Annotated in this window: 24 protein-coding genes; 11 read left to right on the top strand and 13 right to left on the bottom strand. The window is 64.8% G+C overall.

Features of this window, described 5'->3' with window-relative positions; all coding sequences use genetic code 11:
• Positions 1-9: 9 nt before the first annotated feature.
• The 8 genes from AC5RWU_RS09430 to AC5RWU_RS09395 all read left to right on the top strand — a co-directional run bounded on the left by AC5RWU_RS09430 (position 10) and on the right by AC5RWU_RS09395 (position 8,950).
• The gene (locus tag AC5RWU_RS09430) at positions 10-2,178 is read left to right on the top strand and encodes an acetate--CoA ligase family protein (protein WP_494029672.1); all 2,169 of its coding nucleotides are present in this window, start codon (positions 10-12) and stop codon (positions 2,176-2,178) included.
• A gap of 3 nt (positions 2,179-2,181) precedes the next feature.
• Complete coding sequence (locus tag AC5RWU_RS09425; protein ID WP_494029673.1) at positions 2,182-3,195, top strand: LLM class flavin-dependent oxidoreductase; 1,014 nt, start codon at positions 2,182-2,184, stop codon at positions 3,193-3,195.
• Between the two features lie 33 nt (positions 3,196-3,228).
• On the top strand, positions 3,229-3,999 hold the full coding sequence (locus tag AC5RWU_RS09420; protein ID WP_494029674.1) for an SDR family NAD(P)-dependent oxidoreductase: 771 nt from the start codon (positions 3,229-3,231) through the stop codon (positions 3,997-3,999).
• A gap of 54 nt (positions 4,000-4,053) precedes the next feature.
• On the top strand, positions 4,054-5,319 hold the full coding sequence (locus tag AC5RWU_RS09415; protein ID WP_494029675.1) for an acyl-CoA dehydrogenase family protein: 1,266 nt from the start codon (positions 4,054-4,056) through the stop codon (positions 5,317-5,319).
• Between the two features lie 66 nt (positions 5,320-5,385).
• Complete coding sequence (locus AC5RWU_RS09410; RefSeq protein ID WP_494029676.1) at positions 5,386-6,570, top strand: thiolase family protein; 1,185 nt, start codon at positions 5,386-5,388, stop codon at positions 6,568-6,570.
• Complete coding sequence (locus tag AC5RWU_RS09405; RefSeq protein ID WP_494029677.1) at positions 6,570-7,430, top strand: 3-hydroxyacyl-CoA dehydrogenase family protein; 861 nt, start codon at positions 6,570-6,572, stop codon at positions 7,428-7,430. Before AC5RWU_RS09410 ends, AC5RWU_RS09405 begins: the two co-directional genes overlap by 1 nt.
• A 283-nt stretch (positions 7,431-7,713) precedes the next feature.
• Positions 7,714-7,926, top strand: coding sequence for a hypothetical protein (locus AC5RWU_RS09400; protein WP_494029678.1), 213 nt, complete (start codon positions 7,714-7,716; stop codon positions 7,924-7,926).
• Positions 7,927-8,077: 151 nt separating this feature from the next.
• Positions 8,078-8,950: an endonuclease/exonuclease/phosphatase family protein gene (locus tag AC5RWU_RS09395; RefSeq protein WP_494029679.1), complete on the top strand. Its 873-nt coding sequence runs from the start codon at positions 8,078-8,080 to the stop codon at positions 8,948-8,950.
• A 104-nt stretch (positions 8,951-9,054) separates the two neighbouring features.
• Here the strand turns inward: AC5RWU_RS09395 and AC5RWU_RS09390 are convergent, their stop codons facing one another.
• The 6 genes from AC5RWU_RS09390 to AC5RWU_RS09365 all read right to left on the bottom strand — a co-directional run bounded on the left by AC5RWU_RS09390 (position 9,055) and on the right by AC5RWU_RS09365 (position 12,879).
• Positions 9,055-9,459, bottom strand: coding sequence for an ectoine synthase (locus tag AC5RWU_RS09390; RefSeq protein WP_494029680.1), 405 nt, complete (start codon positions 9,457-9,459; stop codon positions 9,055-9,057).
• A 43-nt stretch (positions 9,460-9,502) separates the two neighbouring features.
• Positions 9,503-10,774 carry a diaminobutyrate--2-oxoglutarate transaminase gene (gene ectB, locus AC5RWU_RS09385; protein WP_494029681.1) on the bottom strand — a complete coding sequence of 424 codons (1,272 nt, stop codon included), beginning with the start codon at positions 10,772-10,774 and terminating at the stop codon, positions 9,503-9,505.
• Positions 10,775-10,902: 128 nt separating this feature from the next.
• Entirely contained in the window at positions 10,903-11,412 is a 510-nt protein-coding gene (gene ectA, locus AC5RWU_RS09380; RefSeq protein ID WP_494029682.1) for a diaminobutyrate acetyltransferase, read from the bottom strand.
• Between the two features lie 251 nt (positions 11,413-11,663).
• On the bottom strand, positions 11,664-11,969 hold the full coding sequence (locus tag AC5RWU_RS09375) for an acylphosphatase (RefSeq protein WP_494029683.1): 306 nt from the start codon (positions 11,967-11,969) through the stop codon (positions 11,664-11,666).
• Positions 11,970-12,034: 65 nt separating this feature from the next.
• The gene (locus AC5RWU_RS09370; protein ID WP_494029684.1) at positions 12,035-12,499 is read right to left on the bottom strand and encodes a nucleoside deaminase; all 465 of its coding nucleotides are present in this window, start codon (positions 12,497-12,499) and stop codon (positions 12,035-12,037) included.
• A 53-nt stretch (positions 12,500-12,552) separates the two neighbouring features.
• Entirely contained in the window at positions 12,553-12,879 is a 327-nt protein-coding gene (locus tag AC5RWU_RS09365; protein WP_494029685.1) for a DUF4235 domain-containing protein, read from the bottom strand.
• A 287-nt stretch (positions 12,880-13,166) separates the two neighbouring features.
• On the opposite strand from AC5RWU_RS09365, the gene AC5RWU_RS09360 reads away from it, so the two are divergent.
• Complete coding sequence (locus tag AC5RWU_RS09360; protein WP_494036963.1) at positions 13,167-13,511, top strand: hypothetical protein; 345 nt, start codon at positions 13,167-13,169, stop codon at positions 13,509-13,511.
• A gap of 181 nt (positions 13,512-13,692) precedes the next feature.
• Entirely contained in the window at positions 13,693-14,106 is a 414-nt protein-coding gene (locus AC5RWU_RS09355; protein WP_494029687.1) for an Hsp20/alpha crystallin family protein, read from the top strand.
• A gap of 187 nt (positions 14,107-14,293) precedes the next feature.
• Here AC5RWU_RS09355 and AC5RWU_RS09350 read toward each other — a convergent pair whose 3' ends face one another.
• From AC5RWU_RS09350 to AC5RWU_RS09325, 6 genes are all read right to left on the bottom strand, one after another.
• Complete coding sequence (locus tag AC5RWU_RS09350; protein WP_494029688.1) at positions 14,294-14,440, bottom strand: hypothetical protein; 147 nt, start codon at positions 14,438-14,440, stop codon at positions 14,294-14,296.
• A 44-nt stretch (positions 14,441-14,484) separates the two neighbouring features.
• Positions 14,485-15,285, bottom strand: coding sequence for a MerR family transcriptional regulator (locus AC5RWU_RS09345; protein ID WP_494036967.1), 801 nt, complete (start codon positions 15,283-15,285; stop codon positions 14,485-14,487).
• 43 nt (positions 15,286-15,328) lie between these two features.
• A complete protein-coding gene (locus AC5RWU_RS09340; RefSeq protein ID WP_494029690.1) occupies positions 15,329-15,868 on the bottom strand; it encodes an NAD(P)H-dependent oxidoreductase in 540 nt (179 codons plus the stop codon).
• 35 nt (positions 15,869-15,903) lie between these two features.
• On the bottom strand, positions 15,904-16,545 hold the full coding sequence (locus tag AC5RWU_RS09335) for a dTMP kinase (RefSeq protein ID WP_494029691.1): 642 nt from the start codon (positions 16,543-16,545) through the stop codon (positions 15,904-15,906).
• Positions 16,546-16,654: 109 nt separating this feature from the next.
• Positions 16,655-17,140, bottom strand: coding sequence for an ASCH domain-containing protein (locus tag AC5RWU_RS09330; protein ID WP_494029692.1), 486 nt, complete (start codon positions 17,138-17,140; stop codon positions 16,655-16,657).
• Positions 17,137-17,610, bottom strand: coding sequence for a sensor histidine kinase (locus AC5RWU_RS09325; RefSeq protein WP_494029693.1), 474 nt, complete (start codon positions 17,608-17,610; stop codon positions 17,137-17,139). The genes AC5RWU_RS09330 and AC5RWU_RS09325 overlap by 4 nt, the downstream gene beginning before the upstream one ends.
• 77 nt (positions 17,611-17,687) lie before the next feature.
• Between AC5RWU_RS09325 and AC5RWU_RS09320 the strand changes: the two genes are divergently transcribed.
• A complete protein-coding gene (locus AC5RWU_RS09320) occupies positions 17,688-17,924 on the top strand; it encodes a hypothetical protein (RefSeq protein ID WP_494029694.1) in 237 nt (78 codons plus the stop codon).
• A gap of 123 nt (positions 17,925-18,047) precedes the next feature.
• On the opposite strand, the gene AC5RWU_RS09315 is transcribed toward AC5RWU_RS09320, so the two are convergent.
• The gene (locus tag AC5RWU_RS09315) at positions 18,048-18,377 is read right to left on the bottom strand and encodes an antibiotic biosynthesis monooxygenase family protein (RefSeq protein WP_494029695.1); all 330 of its coding nucleotides are present in this window, start codon (positions 18,375-18,377) and stop codon (positions 18,048-18,050) included.
• Positions 18,378-18,409 lie beyond the last annotated feature (32 nt).

The raw sequence follows: 18,409 nt of genomic DNA, 5'->3' as shown, positions 1-18,409 counted from the left end.
GGACCCGAGTTGAGTGAAGAAACCTTGGTGGGCCCCGGTGTTCCAGAGGCCCGTGACCGCCAGCCGCTGGATCTTGCGGCACTCCTTGCACCCCGCTCCATCGCGATTATCGGCGCCTCCGGCAACGAATCCGGCTACTCTTCACGCAGCCTCGCCAATCTGCTGAGGACGGGTTACTCGGGCAAGATCTTTCCTGTCAACCCGCGCTACGACGAACTTGAGGGCTACCGTTGCTACGCCAGTGTGAGTGATATCGGCGAGCCCATCGACGCCGCTATTCTGCTGGTCCGCGCCGATCTGGTCCCCGGGGCCGTGCGTGAGTGCGCTGACGCGGGGGTCAAGGTCATCACCATCTGTTCCGCCGGCTTCGCCGAAGATGGAGAGGCCGGAAGATTACGCCAACAGGAGCTCGTCGACCTCGCCCGCACGCGGGGCAGCAGGATCCTGGGACCGAACTGCATCGGTGCCGTAAGCGTGACGGAGAATGTTATCCCGTGTCCAACGCTGAATATCACTGACACCTATACACCCGGAAACATCAGCATCATCAGCCAAAGCGGCGGCATGGCCGTGAACCTCTTCAACCGGGCGCAGGGTCGCGGCGTCGGGATCCGCGGATTCGTCAGCGTGGGCAACGAGAGTGACATTGACATTGCGGATCTGGTCGGTGCCTTTGCCGACGACCCGCAAACCAAGGTGATCGCGCTTTTTGTCGAAGAACTGCGGGATGCGCCAGCGTTCAGGACCGCGGTGGCCAAGGCGCACCGCGCTGGCAAGCCGGTCTTGGCCCTGAAGGTGGGGCGTTCCGATGCCGGACAGCGCAGCTCGCTCTCCCACACCGGTGCCCTGGCCGGCTCGCACGCCGTCTTCCGTGACGTCATGGAGCAGCTCGGCGTCCTTGAGACCGATACAGTCGATGCCCTGCTCGACACTGCCGACCTGATGACGCGGGCGGCGTTGCCGGCATCGAATCGGGTACTGATCGTTTCTCCCTCGGGCGGCGAATGCAGCTACGCCGCCGACCGGGCGACCGAGCTCGGGCTGGACGTCCTCGCGCTCTCGGACAAAACGGTCGAGGCACTATCGCAGACCATGCGGTTCGGCACGCCAAGCAATCCATTCGACCTGACCGGCCAGATCATCGGGAATTCCCAGTTTCTCCTCGATGTCCTGCATGAGCTCGAACGCGCACCCGAATTCGACATGGTGCTCTACGCGATCCCGACATGGGGTCCGCACGACGCCGAACGGCTGCTGACAGGTTTCGTTACGGCAGCAGAGTCCAGCACTAAGCCGACGGTCATATCCGCCTGGACCGCGGCCAATCTCACCGAGCGGGGAGAAGGGCTTCTCGCAGCCAGCAACGCCGCCCACTTCGGTTCGGTTGACGCGGCCCTGACTGCGCTGTCGCACCTGGCCCGGTGGACCGCCATGCGTCCCAGTGCCGGGGACGGCGGTGCCCGGAGCAGGGCCGTGCCGGTTCCGCGTCCGGCTGAGCTGGCCGACCTGCCAAGCGAGCACCAGGCCAAGGCCTTCCTGGCGATGCAGGGGCTGAACACCTCGCGTGAAGTCCTGCTGCCGGACTCGGCGGCGGACCCGGTAGCCACGGCAAAGGCTGCGGCCGAGGTGGGCTGGCCGCTGGTGGCCAAACAGCTCTGCGCCAATGTGGTGCATAAATCAGATCTCGGGCTGGTCCGGGTGAGCGTGCGTGACGAAGCCGAACTGGCTAGGGCGGTGGAGGAGTTCGGCACCGTCGTGCGCGGACATGGTCTGGACTCCGAGGGATTGTTGCTGGCTGAACTCCGCAAGGGTGCCGAGGTCATCATCGGCGGAGTCCGGGACCCGCAGTTCGGACCCTTGGTGATGATCGGAGCAGGAGGAGTCCTGGCCGAGCTGACGAACGACGTCGTGTTCCGCCAATGCCCTATCAATCACCAGGAAGCCGGGAAGGCGCTTGACGAACTCGCCGTCGGGCGCCTCCTGAGAGGCTACCGAGGTACTGAATATGATCTGCCGTCGCTGATCGACATGGTCGTGCGGTTCTCCGAGCTGTTTGCCGCATCCGATTGGCTACTGCAAGCCGACCTGAATCCTGTCATTGTTTCCGACAAACAGGAGGGCGGAGCCGTCATCGTAGACGCCGCCCTCGTACTCACCCCCCATCAATTAAGGAGTTAGCAGATGGCACTGAAGTTCGGGCTGGCCCTGATGAACGATTTCCCGCAGGACGTCGTACCGGCGAACCGCATCTCCATGCTGCGAGAGCAGGTGCGCGCAGCACGCGGGGCCGGGATAGATTCGTTGTGGGTCCTTCAGCATTATCTGGGCGGCATGCCGACGCTGCAGCCGGTGCATCTGCTCTCCGCGCTCTCCCAGGATGCCGGAGACATGAAGCTGGGAACCAACATGTACATCCTGCCGCTGCGCCACCCTGTGGGCGCCGCAGAGGAGTTTTCCACCCTCGACCATCTTTCGGGCGGCAACGCGATCGCCGGCTTTGGCATGGGCTACCGCGAGAACGAGTTCAAATCCTTCGGAGTACCGATGGAGGAACGCGTAGGACGATTCGAAGAAAGCGTGCAGCTAGTACGCCGGCTCTGGAGCGGGGAACGCATTTCCTTCCAGGGTAATCACTTCCAGATCGAGGATGAGCGGATCAGCCTTGTACCCGTGCAGCACGGCGGGCCGCCCATCTGGATCGGCGCAGGTGCCCATCGCAAAGGCGCCGAGCGGGCCGCTCGTCTGGGGGACGCCTGGATTGTTCCGCCGCATACCTCCCCGGAGAAGCTCGAAATTGTGCTTGGGCACTATCGCGCCGAACGTGAGCGCCTGGCTTTGGGCGCGGCCTCGGAGTTCGTGGTCCGCCGTGAGCTGGTCCTGGACCCGGACGCCGAGCGTGCTCGGTCCATCGGCCTCAATGCACGCAACTCGCTCACTCGTGAATACGCCAAGTACAATGCGCCGGACCAGACGGGCAATTACGCCCATCTGGCCACGGAGCAGGCAGCGACGGAGACCGCCGACGCATCGTATCTGTTCACTGACCCGGCCTCCGCCGTCGTCGCACTGAAGGCTCTGGAGGATCAGGGCCTGACCTACATCGTCCTGCGCATGCAGTGGTACGCACTGGAGCAGGAGCAAGTGTTGCGCACGCTGGAACTGTTCAAGAACGAAGTACTTCCGTCTTTCCGCTGAACGTCGCTTTTCCACGCCAGGAACGAGACCCACATGACATACCCCGTCCTACAAAAGAAGGTCGCACTGATTACCGGCGCCGGATCGGGATTGGGCGCGGCCACCGCCAAGCTCTTCGCCGCAGCCGGCGCGCAGGTCGCAGTGGCCGATCTAGATGAAGAAGCCGGAGCGAAAACCGTCGCCGAAATCGAGGCCGACGGCGGCACCGCCTTTTACATCCAAGTTGACGTGTCCAGGTCGGACCAGGTTGAAGCGATGGTGGACGCCGTCGCCGCCACCTACGGCCGGCTGGACGTCGCGGTGAACAATGCTGCCATTACGCCGGACGTCAACCCGCTTCACGAGTTCGACGAGGACTACTGGGACAGGCTGATGTCCGTCAACCTCAAGGGTGTGGCGCTCTCGTTGAAATACGAGCTGCAGCAGCTTATCCAACAGGACCACGGCGGATCCATCATCAATGTCTCCTCCGTCCGGGGTTTCCGGCCCCGGTCCAATGCGGCGGCCTATGTCGCGGCCAAGCATGGCGTTGTCGGCCTGACCAAGGTCGCAGCAATGGAAAACGGATCCAGAAACATCCGCGTCAACGCCGTAGCTCCGGGAGCGATCGACACGCCAATGCTGCAGGCGTCGCTTGCACGAAGGGGCCAGGCAGAAGCGGACTTTGCCCCGCAGCTGAGCCTGCTGAACCGGTTCGGCCAGGCCGATGAGGTAGCGCAGGCGGCGCTTTGGCTGGCCTCGGATCTGTCGTCCTATGTCACCGGCAGCACAATCCACGTGGATGCCGGCTATACGAGCAGCTGAAAGACACCCTGCGACCCAAACATTCTGATCGTCAACACGAACCTTGGAGATTCCATGTCCCCCGCCCCCGGCGTCCCCGCAACCAAACCACTGGCCGCCACCACCGCGCCTGTCCGGCAGGCAGAGCGCTTATACCACGACATGCTCTCCAGCCCGGAGACGCTCGGAATCCGTGAACGTGTCCGCCGCTTTGCGGACGATGTCGTCGCAGCGGCTGCCGGTAGGATTGCCACCGGTGACGAGGTCGAAGACGGGTTCCCAACCGACGTCTTCGAGGCGATGGCGCGGGAAAACCTCTTCCAGATAACGTTCCCCGCGGATGTCGGCGGACTTGGACTGATGCGTCCGGCCTCCGCAACGGCCGCTGCAATGGAGGAACTCGCCTACCATTCCAATTCGGTGGCGGCAATATTCGATGTGCACTGCGTCCTTGCCGGGACCGCACTCAACCAAGGTTCAGCCCAGCAGCGCCAGCAATGGCTCGTGCCCCTGATCCGTGGAGACATGATCGGGGCCTTCGCCACGAGCGAGACTGGTTCGTCAAGCGATCTGAGCCCACAGTCCGTGCAGACCAGCGGGATCAGGACTGCCACGGGCTGGCGGCTGGACGGACGCAAGCGATGGATAACGAATGCGCCGGTAGCGGACGTCATCCTCGTCCTGGCCCGCACAGGCGAGCGGCTTTCCATGTTCATAGTCCCCGCCAGTGCCGCCGGCGTCACCATCGGGCGGGCAGACCGCAAGCTCGGGAACAAGGGCCAGCTCACCGCGGATGTGGTGCTCGACGGCGTCGAATTGCCGGAAAGTGCCCTGTTGGGGCACGAGGGCGGTGGCCTGAAGATCGCCCTGTCCATGCTGACCTACGGTCGCATCGCCATTGCTGCCGCCGGAGTGGGGATGGCACAGGCAGCATTCGACCATATGACTGACCGACTGGTGACCAGGGAGGCATTCGGACAGAAGCTCGGAGGAATGCAGCACTGGCAGTTCCTGATGGCGGATCGGGCGCTGGCCCTCGAGTCCGCTCGCTCGCTGTACATCAAGGCGGCGCTCAGATTGGACGACGGAAACCCCTTCCCGGAGCCTGAAGCGGCAATGGCCAAACTTGCCGGCACCTCCCTGGCTGCTGACATCGCCCGCGACGCAGTCCAGCTTTTCGGCGGACTCGGGTTCACGCAGGAACTCGGAGCGGACGGCACACGCGGACCGGTCGAAGCCGTCTACCGGGACAGCAAGGTCACCGAGATTTATGAAGGGGCCAACGAGATTCAGAAATGGATCATCGCCCGCCAGCTGCTCGGCCGCGACATCGCAGGCTAAGCGTCAACTTACCGGCACAACCATCCATCTCCGCCGCTGCGGCGGACCGCAGAGAATCGAGCAACCATGCCACAGGAAAAAATAGTCATTGCCGGCGGCGCCAGGACCCCGGTTGGCAGGTACGGAGGTTCCCTGATGAGCCTGCCAGCCCATGAACTCGGTGCCATCGCCGCCACCGCCGCCCTGGAACGCAGCGGCGTCTACTCTGAGGACGTTGACGAGGTCATCATGGGCTGCGTCGGCCAAACGGGGCCGGACGCCTATAATGCCCGCCGGGTCGCATTGTCTGCCGGCGTACTGCCCTCGGCATCGGCTCTGACGGTCAACAGGCTGTGCGGCAGCGGCCTGCAGGCCGTCTGGTCTGCCGCCCAGCAGCTGCGCTGGGGTTCCACCCAGGTTGTCCTTGCCGGAGGCGACGAGTCGATGTCCCGGATGCCCTTCCTCGATTTCGAGTCACGTTCCAATCCGCGGCTGGGCAACCGCACCATGGTCGATGGAACCTTGGCCATGCTCACTGATCCATTCAGCAACGAACACATGGGCGTCACCGCCGAGAACGTTGCGGACAAGTACAAGATCAGCAGGGCGGAGCAGGATGAATTCGCCTTGGAAAGCCAGCGGCGGGCATCCACGGCAGCGGCATTGCAGGTCTTCGCGGAGGAGATCACGTCGGTGAAGGTCCCGGGCCGGAACCCTGTAACGGTTACCACTGACGAGCATCCGCGTCCGGATACCACCCTTGAGAGCCTAAGCGGCCTGCGTCCGGCGTTCCGGCAGGGCGGATCCGTGACCGCGGGGAATGCCTCGGGTATCAACGACGGCGCCGCCGCGATGGTCCTGATGCGGGAGGGTACCCTGCGCGAACACGGCCTGAGTGCGCTCGCAACCCTCGAGCACGTCACGGTTGCCGGTATCGACCCGGCCCTGATGGGCTACGCACCCACCTTGGCTCTGCAGAAACTCTTCGCCGAAACCGGCCTGCAGCCCAAGGACATTGGCATCATCGAACTGAACGAGGCTTTTGCCGCCCAGGCCGTCGCAGTCATCCGGGATGCCGGGCTGGACCCGGCCGCAACCAATCCATACGGCGGAGCGATCGCGCTGGGCCACCCGGTGGGCGCCACGGGCGCCATTCTGGCGTTGCGCGTGGCTCTGGATCTCCAGCGCCGTGAGCTGGAGTTCGGCATCGCCACGCTGTGCATTGGCGGCGGGCAAGCCATCGCCGCGCTGTTCAAGAGGTGGGAGTCTTGATGAGTATCATGACCATTACCACGGTAGGCGTCGTCGGTTCAGGGGCCATGGGACGCGGCATCGCTGAAAGCGCCCTGCGCGCCGGGCTGCGGGTGATCCTCCACGACACATCCCAGGACGCGCTGAGTGCAGCGCGCAAGCAGATCGAAGCGAACCTCCAGCGATCCGTCGACAAGGACCAACTCTCAGCCCAGGAGGCTTCGGATTACCTCGGTGCGCTGGCCCCGGCCGCGGAGTTGGACGCGCTCTCCAGCTGCCAACTCGTGATCGAAGCGGTGCCGGAGGTCTTGGAGATCAAGCTCTCCGTCCTGGCAACGTTGGAGGAGAACGTCGCCGATACTACAATCATCGCCAGCAACACCTCCTCAATTCCGGTCACGAAGCTCGCCCAGGCGCTGCAGCACCGAGGCCGCTTCCTTGGGCTGCACTTCTTCAACCCCGTGCCGCGCATGCCTCTGGTCGAGGTCATCCGGACCCCGGCCAGCAACGATGGCACCATTGCGGCGGCCAAGCACTTCGTGGAGACCGGACTGGGCAAGACGCCCGTCGCTATCGAGGACCGTCCCGGATTCGTAGTAAATGCCCTGCTGATTCCGTTCCTGCTGGCAGCAGCTCGCATGCTGGACAGCGGCTATGCTTCGGCGGAAACAATCGACGCCGGCATGACCCTGGGCTGCGGACATCCGATGGGCCCGTTGAAGCTCGCGGATTTCATCGGCCTCGACGTCATCTGTTCCGCTGCGGACGCAATGTACGCGGAATCGCCTGATCCGGCGCTCGTGGTGCCGAACAATCTGCGCCGGCTCGTAGACGCCGGACACCTCGGCTCAAAGACCGGACGCGGTATTTACGATCATTAGCTCCAGCCGGTCAGCGGGCGCCGAAGGGCCCCGCTGACCGGTCCCACACGAAACCGCAGGTGCGCCACTCCCCCAAATTTTGTGCAGCTTTTGTGCCGCCGTCGTTCGTGTCAACCTGGATCAGGACTGTCAGCAACAGCGCCCAGCAGTAACGGCGGCTCACTTCTCCGGCGCCCGGGAACACGGAAATTACCTTGCCGAAACGCGGCCGCAACATCCGCCCGGGACGATGGAAGAGTCCTTCCGGCAGCTGCCGACTTCCGTCCTCGTCCCGGAGATTGACATGACACTGCAACCCATCCGCATCCGCGACCTTGCCGCCCTGCGCCGGGGCGACGAGATCGAAGCCCGCGACCTGAATATGGTGCGCCACCGAGGCCGGGTGGAAGACACCGCTCCCGGTCTGGGCGTCGTGTGGATCAGGGAGAACGGTGTTGGAACCCGCAAGATCATTCACGAAGAGGAGTTCTCCATTTGGCAGGCCCGCCGGAACTGAATACACCAGGACGGCGGCACTTAAGGTTCCCTCTTGGAAACGGAACCAAAGTGCCGCCGTCGTTGTCCCGTTCACCTGACGTTGTGGAACGATTCATCAGGGCCTGCTCTACTGATCCCGCCCCCAACAGCCAACTCCATAGGGATCACTCGTGTTTAAGAAACTCCTAACCGCCTGCTCCGCTGCCACCCTCGCCGCCACCGCCGCGCTGGCCGTGTCCGCCACAGCAACGGCAGCCCCCGCCGTGGAGACCACGGGCGAGGATGACGTCCGCGTCATGTCCTTCAACATCCACCACGGTGCTGACGGCGACGACCACCTGGACCTGGAGCGCATCGCCCGTGACATCGAGGCCACCGGCTCCGAGATCATCGGCCTGCAGGAAGTGGACAACCACTGGTCCTCCCGCAGCGACTTCGTGGACCAGGCCGCCTGGCTGGCCGACCGCCTGGACATGCACTACACCTACGCGGCGAACCTGGACCGCGATCCGGCGGAAGGCCAGACCGAGCGCCGCCAATACGGCACCGCGATCCTGAGCGAATACCCGATCCTGGAGTCCGAAAACCATCTGCTGACTAACATCGAGTACGCTGAGCGCCCCACGGAGCAGCGCGGCCTGCTGGAGGCGGTCATCAATGTGGAAGGCAACCACATCAGCTTCTACAACACGCACCTAGACCACCAGCGCAGCGAACAGCGCCAGTCCCAGGTCAAGGAGATCCTGGCGATCACGGAGGAGTCCAACCGCCCGTCGGTCCTGGTCGGCGACCTGAACGCCGTCCCGACGTCCCCGGAGATGCAGGACCTCCTGACGCAGTTCACCGACACCTTCGCCGTGCTGGGCCAGGACGCGGACTACACCATCCCAGTGGAGAACCCGACCCGCCGCATTGACTATGTCCTGACCCAGGGCGACATCGAGCCCACATACGCCGAGGTTCTTCACACCACGTCCTCGGACCACCTGCCGATCCTCGCGGACCTGACCATCGCGCAGACGCCGAACGGCCTGGCCAAGTAGCTTTTCAGGGCAACGCCTGACTCACCCCGTTCACTCAGCAGCTCGCGCCCCTTTGAGCGTTCAAAGGGGCGCGAGCTGCTGAGTCAGCGGTGTCGGCGGGAGCCTTAACGGACCGGCTGGGTGTCCTCGGTGACCAGCGGGTAGACGCCGTTCTCGTCGTGGACCTCGCGGCCAGTGACCGGCGGGTTGAAGACGCAGGCCATGCGAAGCTCGGTCTTTGCGCGTACGGTGTGCTTCTCATTGCCGTCCAACAGGTACATGGTGCCGTCGCGCAGGTCGTGCACCTCGCCGGTGACCTCGTTGGTGAGTGTGCCCTCGCCCTGCACGCAGTACACGGCCTCAATGTGGTTGGCGTAGTGGAAGGTGGAGGTGGTTCCGGCGTAGATCACCGTGTCGTGGAGGGAAAAACCGACACCTTCACGGGCCAGCACCATGCGGCGGCTGCGCCAGGTCTCGGACTTGATGTCACGCTCGGTGTCGTTAAGGTCGTTCAGGTTTACAACGTACATTCTCTGCTCCTTGGCTGGATTGGGAAGTCGGATTTTCTGCTGGTCAGAGGGCGCCGGCCAGCTCGCGTTCGCCGACCACGGTGCGGGCGGCGTCGAGCAGGATGTCCAAACCGCGGGCCAGGTCCTCGGCGCTGATCGTCAGGGCGGGCATCACCTTGACCACTTCGCTCTCCGGGCCGGAGGTCTCGACCAGCAAGCCGCGCCCGAAGGCCTCGGCGGCGATCTTGCCGGCCGCGCTCTGGTCCTCGAAGTAGACGCCGGCCAGCAGGCCGCGGCCGCGCACGCAGGCGCCGGGTGTGAGGGCGGCGATCTTCGCCAGGCCCTCATGCAGCTCCTTGCTGCGTGCGGCAATCTGGTCCTCGAAGCCGCCGTCGCGCCAGAAGGTTTCCAGTGCGGCGGTGGCGGTGACGAAGGCCGGGTTGTGGCCGCGGAAGGTACCGTTATGTTCCCCCGGTCCCCAGACGTCCAGCTCGGGGCGGAACAGGGTCAGCGCCATCGGCAGGCCGAAGCCGGAGATCGACTTGGAGAGGCACACGATGTCCGGGGTGATGCCGGCTTCCTCGAAGCTGAAGAACGTGCCGGTCCGGCCGCAACCGGCCTGGACGTCGTCGAGGATCAGCAGGATGTCATGCTTCCGGCACAGGTCCTGCAGGCCGCGCAGCCAGCTGGCACGGGCGGCGTTCAGGCCGCCCTCGCCCTGGACGGATTCCACGATGATGCCGGCGGGCTTGTCGACGCCGGAACCGCTGTCCTCGAGGACGCGCTCCAGCCAGAGGAAGTCCGCCGTTTCGCCGTCGAAGTAGTCGTCGTAGGGGATCTTGGAGCTGTTGGTCAGCGGGATGCCGGCGCCCTTGCGCTTCATGGAGTTGCCGGTGACGGACAGCGAGCCCAGCGTCATGCCGTGGAAGGCGTTGGTGAAGCTGAGGATGTGCTGCCGGCCGGTGACCTTGCGGGCCAGCTTCAGCGCGGCCTCAACGGTGTTGGTGCCGGTGGGGCCGGGGAACATGACCTTGTAGTCCAGGTTGCGCGGCTTAAGGATCACGTCCTGGAAGGTTTCCAGGAAACGGCGCTTGGCCGGGGTCTTCATATCCAGGCTGTGCACCAGGGCGCCGCTGCGCAGGTAGTCCAGCAGCGGCTCCAGCAGGGCGGCATTGTTGTGCCCGTAATTAAGGGCACCGGCGCCGGCAAAGAAGTCCAGGTACTCCTGGCCGTCCTCGCTGTACATGGTGCTGCCCTGTGCCCGTTCGAAGACGGCGGGCCAGCTGCGGCAGTAGCTGCGGACTTCGGATTCCAGGGTTTCAAAAATGTCTGTCACGGGAAAGATTTCCTTCGGTTGGAGCCGCCCGGCGCCTTCCGGCCGATTGCCGGAGACACGGGTAGCCACGGAATGGGGGAATCGTGCGTGCTGCCGGCGGCGAAGCCGGCAAAATAATGCCGGAGAAATCAGCCCAGCGGGCCGATGCGGAACAGGAATTCGGTGTCGTGGCCGTCCGGGAACATGGTGTCCAGGATCAGCGGCGAACGTTCCAGTCCGGCGTTCCGGCGAGCCGCGAAGCCGTGGAAGAGACGCATGGAGGCTTCATTGTCATCGGTGATGGTGGTTTCCACCCGCCTGGCCCCGGTGCGGGAGGCCAGCGCGTCGAGCATGGTGCCGGCGATCCGCTGGCCGCGGTAGGCCTCATCGACTGCCACCTGCCAGATCATCAGGGTTCCTGGTTCATCGGGCCGCAGGTAGCCGGTGATGAAGCCCGCGGGACGACCATCGACGTCGGCCATGATCGACGTTTCGGCGAAGTCCCGGCACCACAGGATGTAAGAGTAGGAGGAGTTCAGGTCCAGGACTTTGGAGTCCCTGGCCATGCGCCACATGGACTGTCCATCTTCAAGCGCCGGCGTACGGAGTGTGAGTTCGAGCTGCTGACTTATCGGGGTTTTTACCAGTTGTTCAAGCATCCATTCCAACTTAACGAGCTCAGATTCAGATGCAACCGGGGAAGGGGCAAAAAGGGCCCGGATCGCGCTCATGACGGGCTTCCAGAGGTGCGGGGGCAACCCCGATCCAGCCGCTAACTGGCAACGATCCGGCAGGGTCCGGGAACACCGGAAATCAGCAGTCTGAACAAGTTATCATTTTGTTACATTAGGCCGCGACACAATTGCCCTCCACAGCCCGGTGGCCCGCCTGCTCAGCGCCCCCGGAAGCGTCAGCGCACGTGGAAGCGGATATAGTCGCCGGTGGCATCGGCGAAATCTGCGTCGACTTCGTCGACCCGGCCCGGCGTCCTGCCTGATTTCAGCGCCCGCAGCAGCTTCTCGGCGGCCTCCCGGGTGCCTTCGGCGACCACCTCCACGGAGCCATCCAGCTGGTTCGTGGCCACGCCGTTCAGTCCCAGCTCCTCGGCCTCCGCGCGGACCCAGTAGCGGAAGCCAACGCCCTGGACGTTTCCGGTCACGGTTGCCACGAGGCGGGCTTCGGGTACGGCAGTCTGCGGATCAGGATCTTCAGCCATGGCTCCAAGCCTATCGCCCCAGGGACCCGCTGCGAGCGCAACGAGTGGTGGGAGGGCCTTGGATGCTAGTCCTCCTCGGCAATGTCTTCAGCCCACAGCCGGGGGTTCTCCTGCTGGAACCGCTCCATCATCCCGGCACAGCGCGCGTCGTCCAGCACCACCACATCCACGCCCCGGGAACGCAGCAACTCGAATTCACCAGCGAAGGTCCGCGCCTCACCGACCACCACGCGCGGAATCTTGAACTGGATGATGGTTCCGGTGCACATCGCGCACGGGGCCAACGTGGTGTAGAGGGTGGTGTCGCGGTAGGTCGCCTGCCGCCCGGCCGCCCGCAGGCAGGCCATTTCCCCGTGCGCTATCGGGTCGCCGTTCTGTACGCGCTCATTGTGCCCGGTGGCGATGATTCGCCCGCCGCGCTCCAGGGCGGCCCCGATGGGGATGCCGCCTTCCGCCAGGCTCTTCCGCGCGGCTTCGACGGCGGCTTCGAAGGCCTCTGCATTCACGGCATCGGGCAAGGATTCGTTCATTATGTCAGGGTAACTGCTGCTGCGATTGAGAGTCCGTTCCGGATTTTGGGCACCTACTCGATCTCCGGCAGCTTTCCGGGCCACTGCCCGGTCAGGCTCTCGAAGGCGCGTGCGCCGCCGCGGTCAATGAGGGCCTTGACCACCGCGTAGATCGCACCCTGGATAAATGCGGCTGCCAGCATTTCCTTCCAGGAATAGCCGGCATCCAGCGCCTTTGGGGCACCGGCCTGATGGCCGGGCGAAACCCGCTTCCAGATCTGCTTGAAGACCTGGGCAGCCACAAGGCCCCCGACAATGCCGGACACCAGGCCAATCGGCCGATACAGGATCTTCGCGGTCTTGCTTGTCTGCTTCGTCGGCAGGGGCTGCTTCAGGGACATCGGAATCCTCCAGTCGTTGAAAACGGAAGCCGCGGCAAAGGACGGTCTGCGCTCCAACGTACCGAAAGGAGTCCTGCGTGTCAGCAGCCAGGGTGGGTCCGCCGTTGGGTTGCTGCGGCCGGCGACCTTCGGAGCAGATTTCGGCCGCCATGAAGGGCATCACATCCTGTGGTGGCGGATCTTACTCGATAATCGGCGTGGGTCGCCACATTTGCGGGATAACATTTTAGTAGCGCCCGGTATCTGCGGGACGCCTCGCATTCATGCAATGGACTTCGGAGGTATAGGTGATACTGCAACGTCGGCGGCTGCATATTGGGGAAGACATTCTGCTGGCCCGCCACGGTAACAGCATCTGCCGAATGGCCTTCGACCGGCGCAACAACACCATGGTCGCCTACCTCGACGACGGCACGGCGGACAGGGCCTCCAACGTCATTTCATCTGCCGGTGCTTCCGTCGCAGTCGAGTCCGGGGCCGTGCTGACGCGTGAGGACGCGAAGTTCATCTCCATTGCTTCCGGCATCTGGCTGGCTGCTTCCTTGGCCTTGGCCGGCGGGGTCCTGGCCATGTATGAGCGCCTTGGCGGCGCGGCCATATTCGAGGCCTACGGCCAGACAACGCTTCTCTAAGCTCCACCCATAGCAAGACCACCGACGGCGGCACATTAGTGCCGCCGTCGCTTGTTTTCGAGGGCCGCAGCGATATCGGGCGAGAGCCTTCGTTCCTTCCGATAGGCGGCCGGGTACGCAGGCTCCGGCGCCCCCGTACCGGAGTAATCTGGTGATCGTCAGATTGACAGGAGATGCAATCATGGTTGGAATCGCGCGGCGGGACCGCTTCGAATTTCCGGAGCCCTTCCGCCGTTTCTTCGAAGGTGATTGGGACGCATCCTCCCTCCGGGTGGAAGAATTCCGGGACGGCGACACGATGGTGGTGCGGGCCGAGCTGCCCGGGGTCGATCCGGATGAGGACGTGGATGTTTCCGTGACCGACGGCGTCCTCCACATCCGGGCCGAGCGCCAGGAAAAGACCGAGCACAAGGACAAGACGGGATACCGGTCCGAGTTCCGCTACGGAACTTTCGTCCGCAACATTTCGCTGCCTGCCGGCTGCAGGCAGGAGGACGTGAGCGCGAAATACAAGGACGGGGTACTGGAGGTCCGCATCCCGGTGCCCGAACAGCCCGCCCCTACAGGAACGAAGGTGCCAATCATCCGGGACTGAATTCGCCCCGTTCCCAGCCTATTAACAGGCTGCACGCCGGGTTCTTTCATTTCCTGGTCCTAATGTTCTAAATACCTCATAAGGTGCGAGTGATGAAGACACCGGCGGGTCGAGCAGCTTCCCCCAACTGCTCCCTACACCCCGCCGGTGTCGCTCTCTTTAAGAGCCGGGGGATCGGCCGCAGGTCCTAGGGTTCCTCGCTGGCCACGGTGCGCAGCGCCGCCGTCGCACGTTGAATGCCGGACAGCGGCCGGTCCCGGACGAAGACGCAGTAATGGTACGAAGCCAGGTCCGGTACAGGCCCTGAGGCGGACAGTGCCGCAGAATCAACCACGCTGCCCTCCGAGCGAAGCACTCAGCCGCACAGCCATCCCGCCATCAGCCGCCGGCCACGGGCTGAACTGCCGCACCGAGTCGATGGCAGGTTCCCCCCCCCCCCCCCCGGCTGCGGGCGACATGGATCATGGCGAGCAAACCGGGATTATAGCTGGTGGCAGCCTCGTCCGTGCCGACGGCGCGTTCGACGACGACTTCCCGCCCGCCCGGCCAGGTTCCAGTCGACGCCCCCGCGCCCAGGACCTCGACGGCGGCAGGACACTGCCGTTCGAGCGGCCAATAGACGTTGACGTCCACGGAACCGGCTGCGGAGGATTCCGCAAAGCACAGCCACCACGTCCCTGCCGGCTCCACGCCGGCCCGCTGCAAAGCGCCGTAGGCACGTTCCAGCGCCTGGGCCACGGCGTCTTCGGCCTGCCCGCCGCCTTGCGCATCGGCGGGCGCGATGGTTGCTGCCGTCAGGGACAGGTATGGGACGGCGTCCGCAAGCTCAACACGCAGGCCGAAGTCACCGTCCTTTTCCGTGAGGAACCGCGCGGCTGCGGCGAAGGCGGCATCCTGTACGCTCCGCTCCTCCTCCACCGCTTCCCGGTGGCCTGCCAGCACTTCCGCCGCATCGCTTTCGCCGGCCAGGACAGTGACCACGGAGGCAAGCGGAACACCGGCATCGCGGAGCGCTTTGATCGTCAGTGCCTCATCGAGCTGCCCTACGCTGTAGGCCCGGTACCGCGTACGTGGATCAACGTAATCCGGTTTCAGCACCCCCTGCTCGTCATACCAACGCAATGCCTTAATGCTCAGCCCGGTCAGTTGGGCAAAGACTCCGATTCTCGCCGCATCCATGGTTGCCACTATGGACCCTCCCGCGGCGGGAGGGTCCAAACGGTCACTGCGGCAGCGCCGGCAGCAGACCACGCACCGCTGTGCTGACGCGGGAATTCAGGCGCCGGTTGACGATCACCAGCCCGTCGAAATCGTCATAGCTGGCATAGACCGCAGCCGGTCCAATGAACGCCTGGAAGAAGCCGAACAGCGGCCGCAATTCGTGGTCGATCATCAGCAGGTGCCGGTCGCTGCCGCCATTGGCCACCAGCAGCACCGGCTTGTTCACCAGCGCTCCCGGATCCACAAAGTCCATGAAGTGCTTGAACAGCCCGGTGTAGGACCCCTTGTACACGGGACTGCCCGCGATCACCAGGTCCGCCTGCTCAAAGGCCTCCAGTTCGGCCAGGACGTCGGCGGCCAACTCGTCGCGCGACAGCGCGGAGGTGAAGCCCGGGCCCAGTTCGCCAACGCTGATTTCCCTGATCTCGGCCTCCCGGTGCCGGCCCAGCTCCCTGGCCACGGACTCCAGCAAGACCGTTGTCTTGGAGGGCGTGAAGTAACTGCCGTCGAGAATGGCTACCTTCAGCTTTGGGACGTTCAATCAGGAATCTCCTCCCAGGTAGGGACTCCTGCAGTCTATTCCCGGGCCGGCAGGACGGCGGATCCGTACTCCGCGCCGGCTGCCGCGGCGATGATCCGGTCCAGCTGCCGCTGGATCTCGTCAAGGGAGGTGCCGGCGTCGACCAGGTGGAAGGACGGAAAGTCCTCAAGGGACCGGTAGGCCTTGTCGAAGGCCGCCAGATACTCCAGGGTTTCGCGGTCTTCGCCGCGGCGGTTAATCCGTTCCCACGCACGCTCCGGCGGCAGCGCAAAATAGACGACGTCGTCGGGCCGGGGCAGGTGCCGCAGGGCCCAGCGGAGCAGCCAGCCCGGCCGGCACCCGCGCATTCTCAGCAGCGCCAGCTGGCAGTACAGGTGGCGGTCCAGCACAGTGACGGCGCCGGGCTCCACGGGCAGGAAAAGACGCAGCAGGGCCAGCACCCGGATCAGGGTTTCAAGCCGCCCCAGCATGCGGCTCCCCAGGAGCCGCTCGGCGGATGATCGGAAGCGGGCGGCCAGTTTGTCGAGGTTCTTCCGGCCACCCGGGTTGCGCAGCAGGCGTGCCGGACGGCCGCGCAGGGCGAGCTGCTCCACCAAGTGCCGGGCCGCCGTCGTTTTTCCGGCCCCGTCGATGCCGATCAGCGCAATGACCAGCGGGCGCGACGGTCCTGCGTCCATGTCCTTTCCGTTCCCTCCCCCCGCTATGCCACGTCTGCAATGGAGCACCATCGTAGCGAGGGGAACTTTCAGGTTCCATGGTGTTTCCTGAACACTCGCTGGGAGTTGCCTAAATTTGCCAGACCACCTCGAAACGTTCGAAGACGACCTCGAGCTCTTCGTTCCATTCGCTGCCGCGGTCCGCCTGTTCACGTTTCCAGTACCGGCGGTGGCCCTGCAGCCATCCCTCACGGGTGCGGTCGAATTCGCCCTCGTCGCGCACAAAGTCTTCGTCCACGCTGTCCGCCCGGCCGATCCGCAGTTCCGTGGTCCGCAGCACGGCCCGCGGCTGGCCCCTGCCGTCGCAGGCGATCCAGTGCCCGCCGATGCTGGGCAGGGGTTCGCCGTCGGCCAGCAGGTCCACCAGCAGCGTGGCCGTGGCCCGCTTGGTCCCGTCGAGGACCAACTCGAGCAGCTCGTCGGCCAGCTCCGGTGAATCCCCGAAATGGTCGATCACCGGCTGCTCGCCGGGAAAAGTGCGGTCCGGGAACGCGACCAGGTACTCCTGCCACAGCGCCAAAGCGGCCGGACGGTCATGCGGAATGGGTGTGCTCATGAAGGATCCCTCCCGTCGGTGGGGACGCCCGCTCCGGCCGGAAGGAGGACCGTGAATTCGATCCGTCCCGGTTCACGTGCGACGCCGATGCTGCCGCCATGATTGTTCACGATCGCCTCGGCGATGGCCAGTCCCAGTCCGCTGGACCCGGCGGCTGAACGTGCGGCATCGGCCTGGGCAAAGCGGGAGAAGATCCGCTCGAGGAACTCCGGCGGATTCCCCGGGCCGTTGTCCACCACCCGGATCTGGGCCCCGCCGTCCGGCAACGCGGTGAGAGACGTGGCCACGGCGGTGCCGGCGTCGGTGTGTTTATGTGCATTGGACAGCATGTTGATCAGCACCTGACGCAGCTGCCCGGCATCGCCGCGGACCTCCACCGGGTCATCCGGCAGCTCCAGCGTCCACCGGTGGCCCGGCGCGGCCACGCGGACATCGCTGACCGAGTCGATCACGAACGCCAGAACAGGCACAGCCCAGTCATAGCCTCGCGCCGGAGCATGGCATTGCCTGCCTCCTGGCAGGCAGGAACACAAAGGAAGGGAAGACCATGACGACAGAGCAAGCCGACGCCGGCAGGGCCGGGAAGCGCCGCATGGCGGGGCTCGCGCTGGCCGCAGCCGTGGCATCAGGCGGAGTGGGGGTGGGCGCCTTGGCGGCCAACGCCGCCGAGAGCCCGGCGCCGGCACCGCCGGTGCGGACCCGTGCGAGGCAAAGCGCCGCGGCACGCAGGACGGCGCTCCGGACGACGGAGCTACGGCACGCCGGGCACAGGATCATCCGTTGAACCGTCCGGTTTCCGCACGGCCGGCAGTTCGTTCCGCGGCGGCAACTTCACCTGACCGGCAGGGCCGTACCTAGGAAGCAGTGCTGGCGGCGGCCGGTCTTCCGGCCGCCGCCGGTTGCCGTTTCAGGCCTGCTTGCCCTTGCTGCCGCCGGCAACCTTGTAGCTCCATAGCTCGGAGCTCATGCCCACGGGCTTCTTCTGCTCGCCGCTGGCTGCTTCGGACTGGTGCCCCTGGGAGAAGGACTTGGAGGAGACCCAGGCCTTGAAGGATTCCTCGTCCCGCCAGCGGGTGATGACCAGCCAGGTGGTGCGGTCATCGGTGGGCTGCAGCAGTTCGAAGCCTTCGAAGCCGTCCTGGTTGTCGACGGCGCCGGCACGGGCGGCGAACCGGTGCGCAAGCTCGTCTCCGCTGTCGGCGGGCACAGTGATGGCGTTGATTTTGATGATGCTCATGGGGCCATTATGTCCACCCGCGACTAAAATTT

Source organism: Arthrobacter sp. B0427-1-12, assembly GCF_059092905.1.
This window is presented reverse-complemented; position numbering and strand designations above follow the sequence as displayed.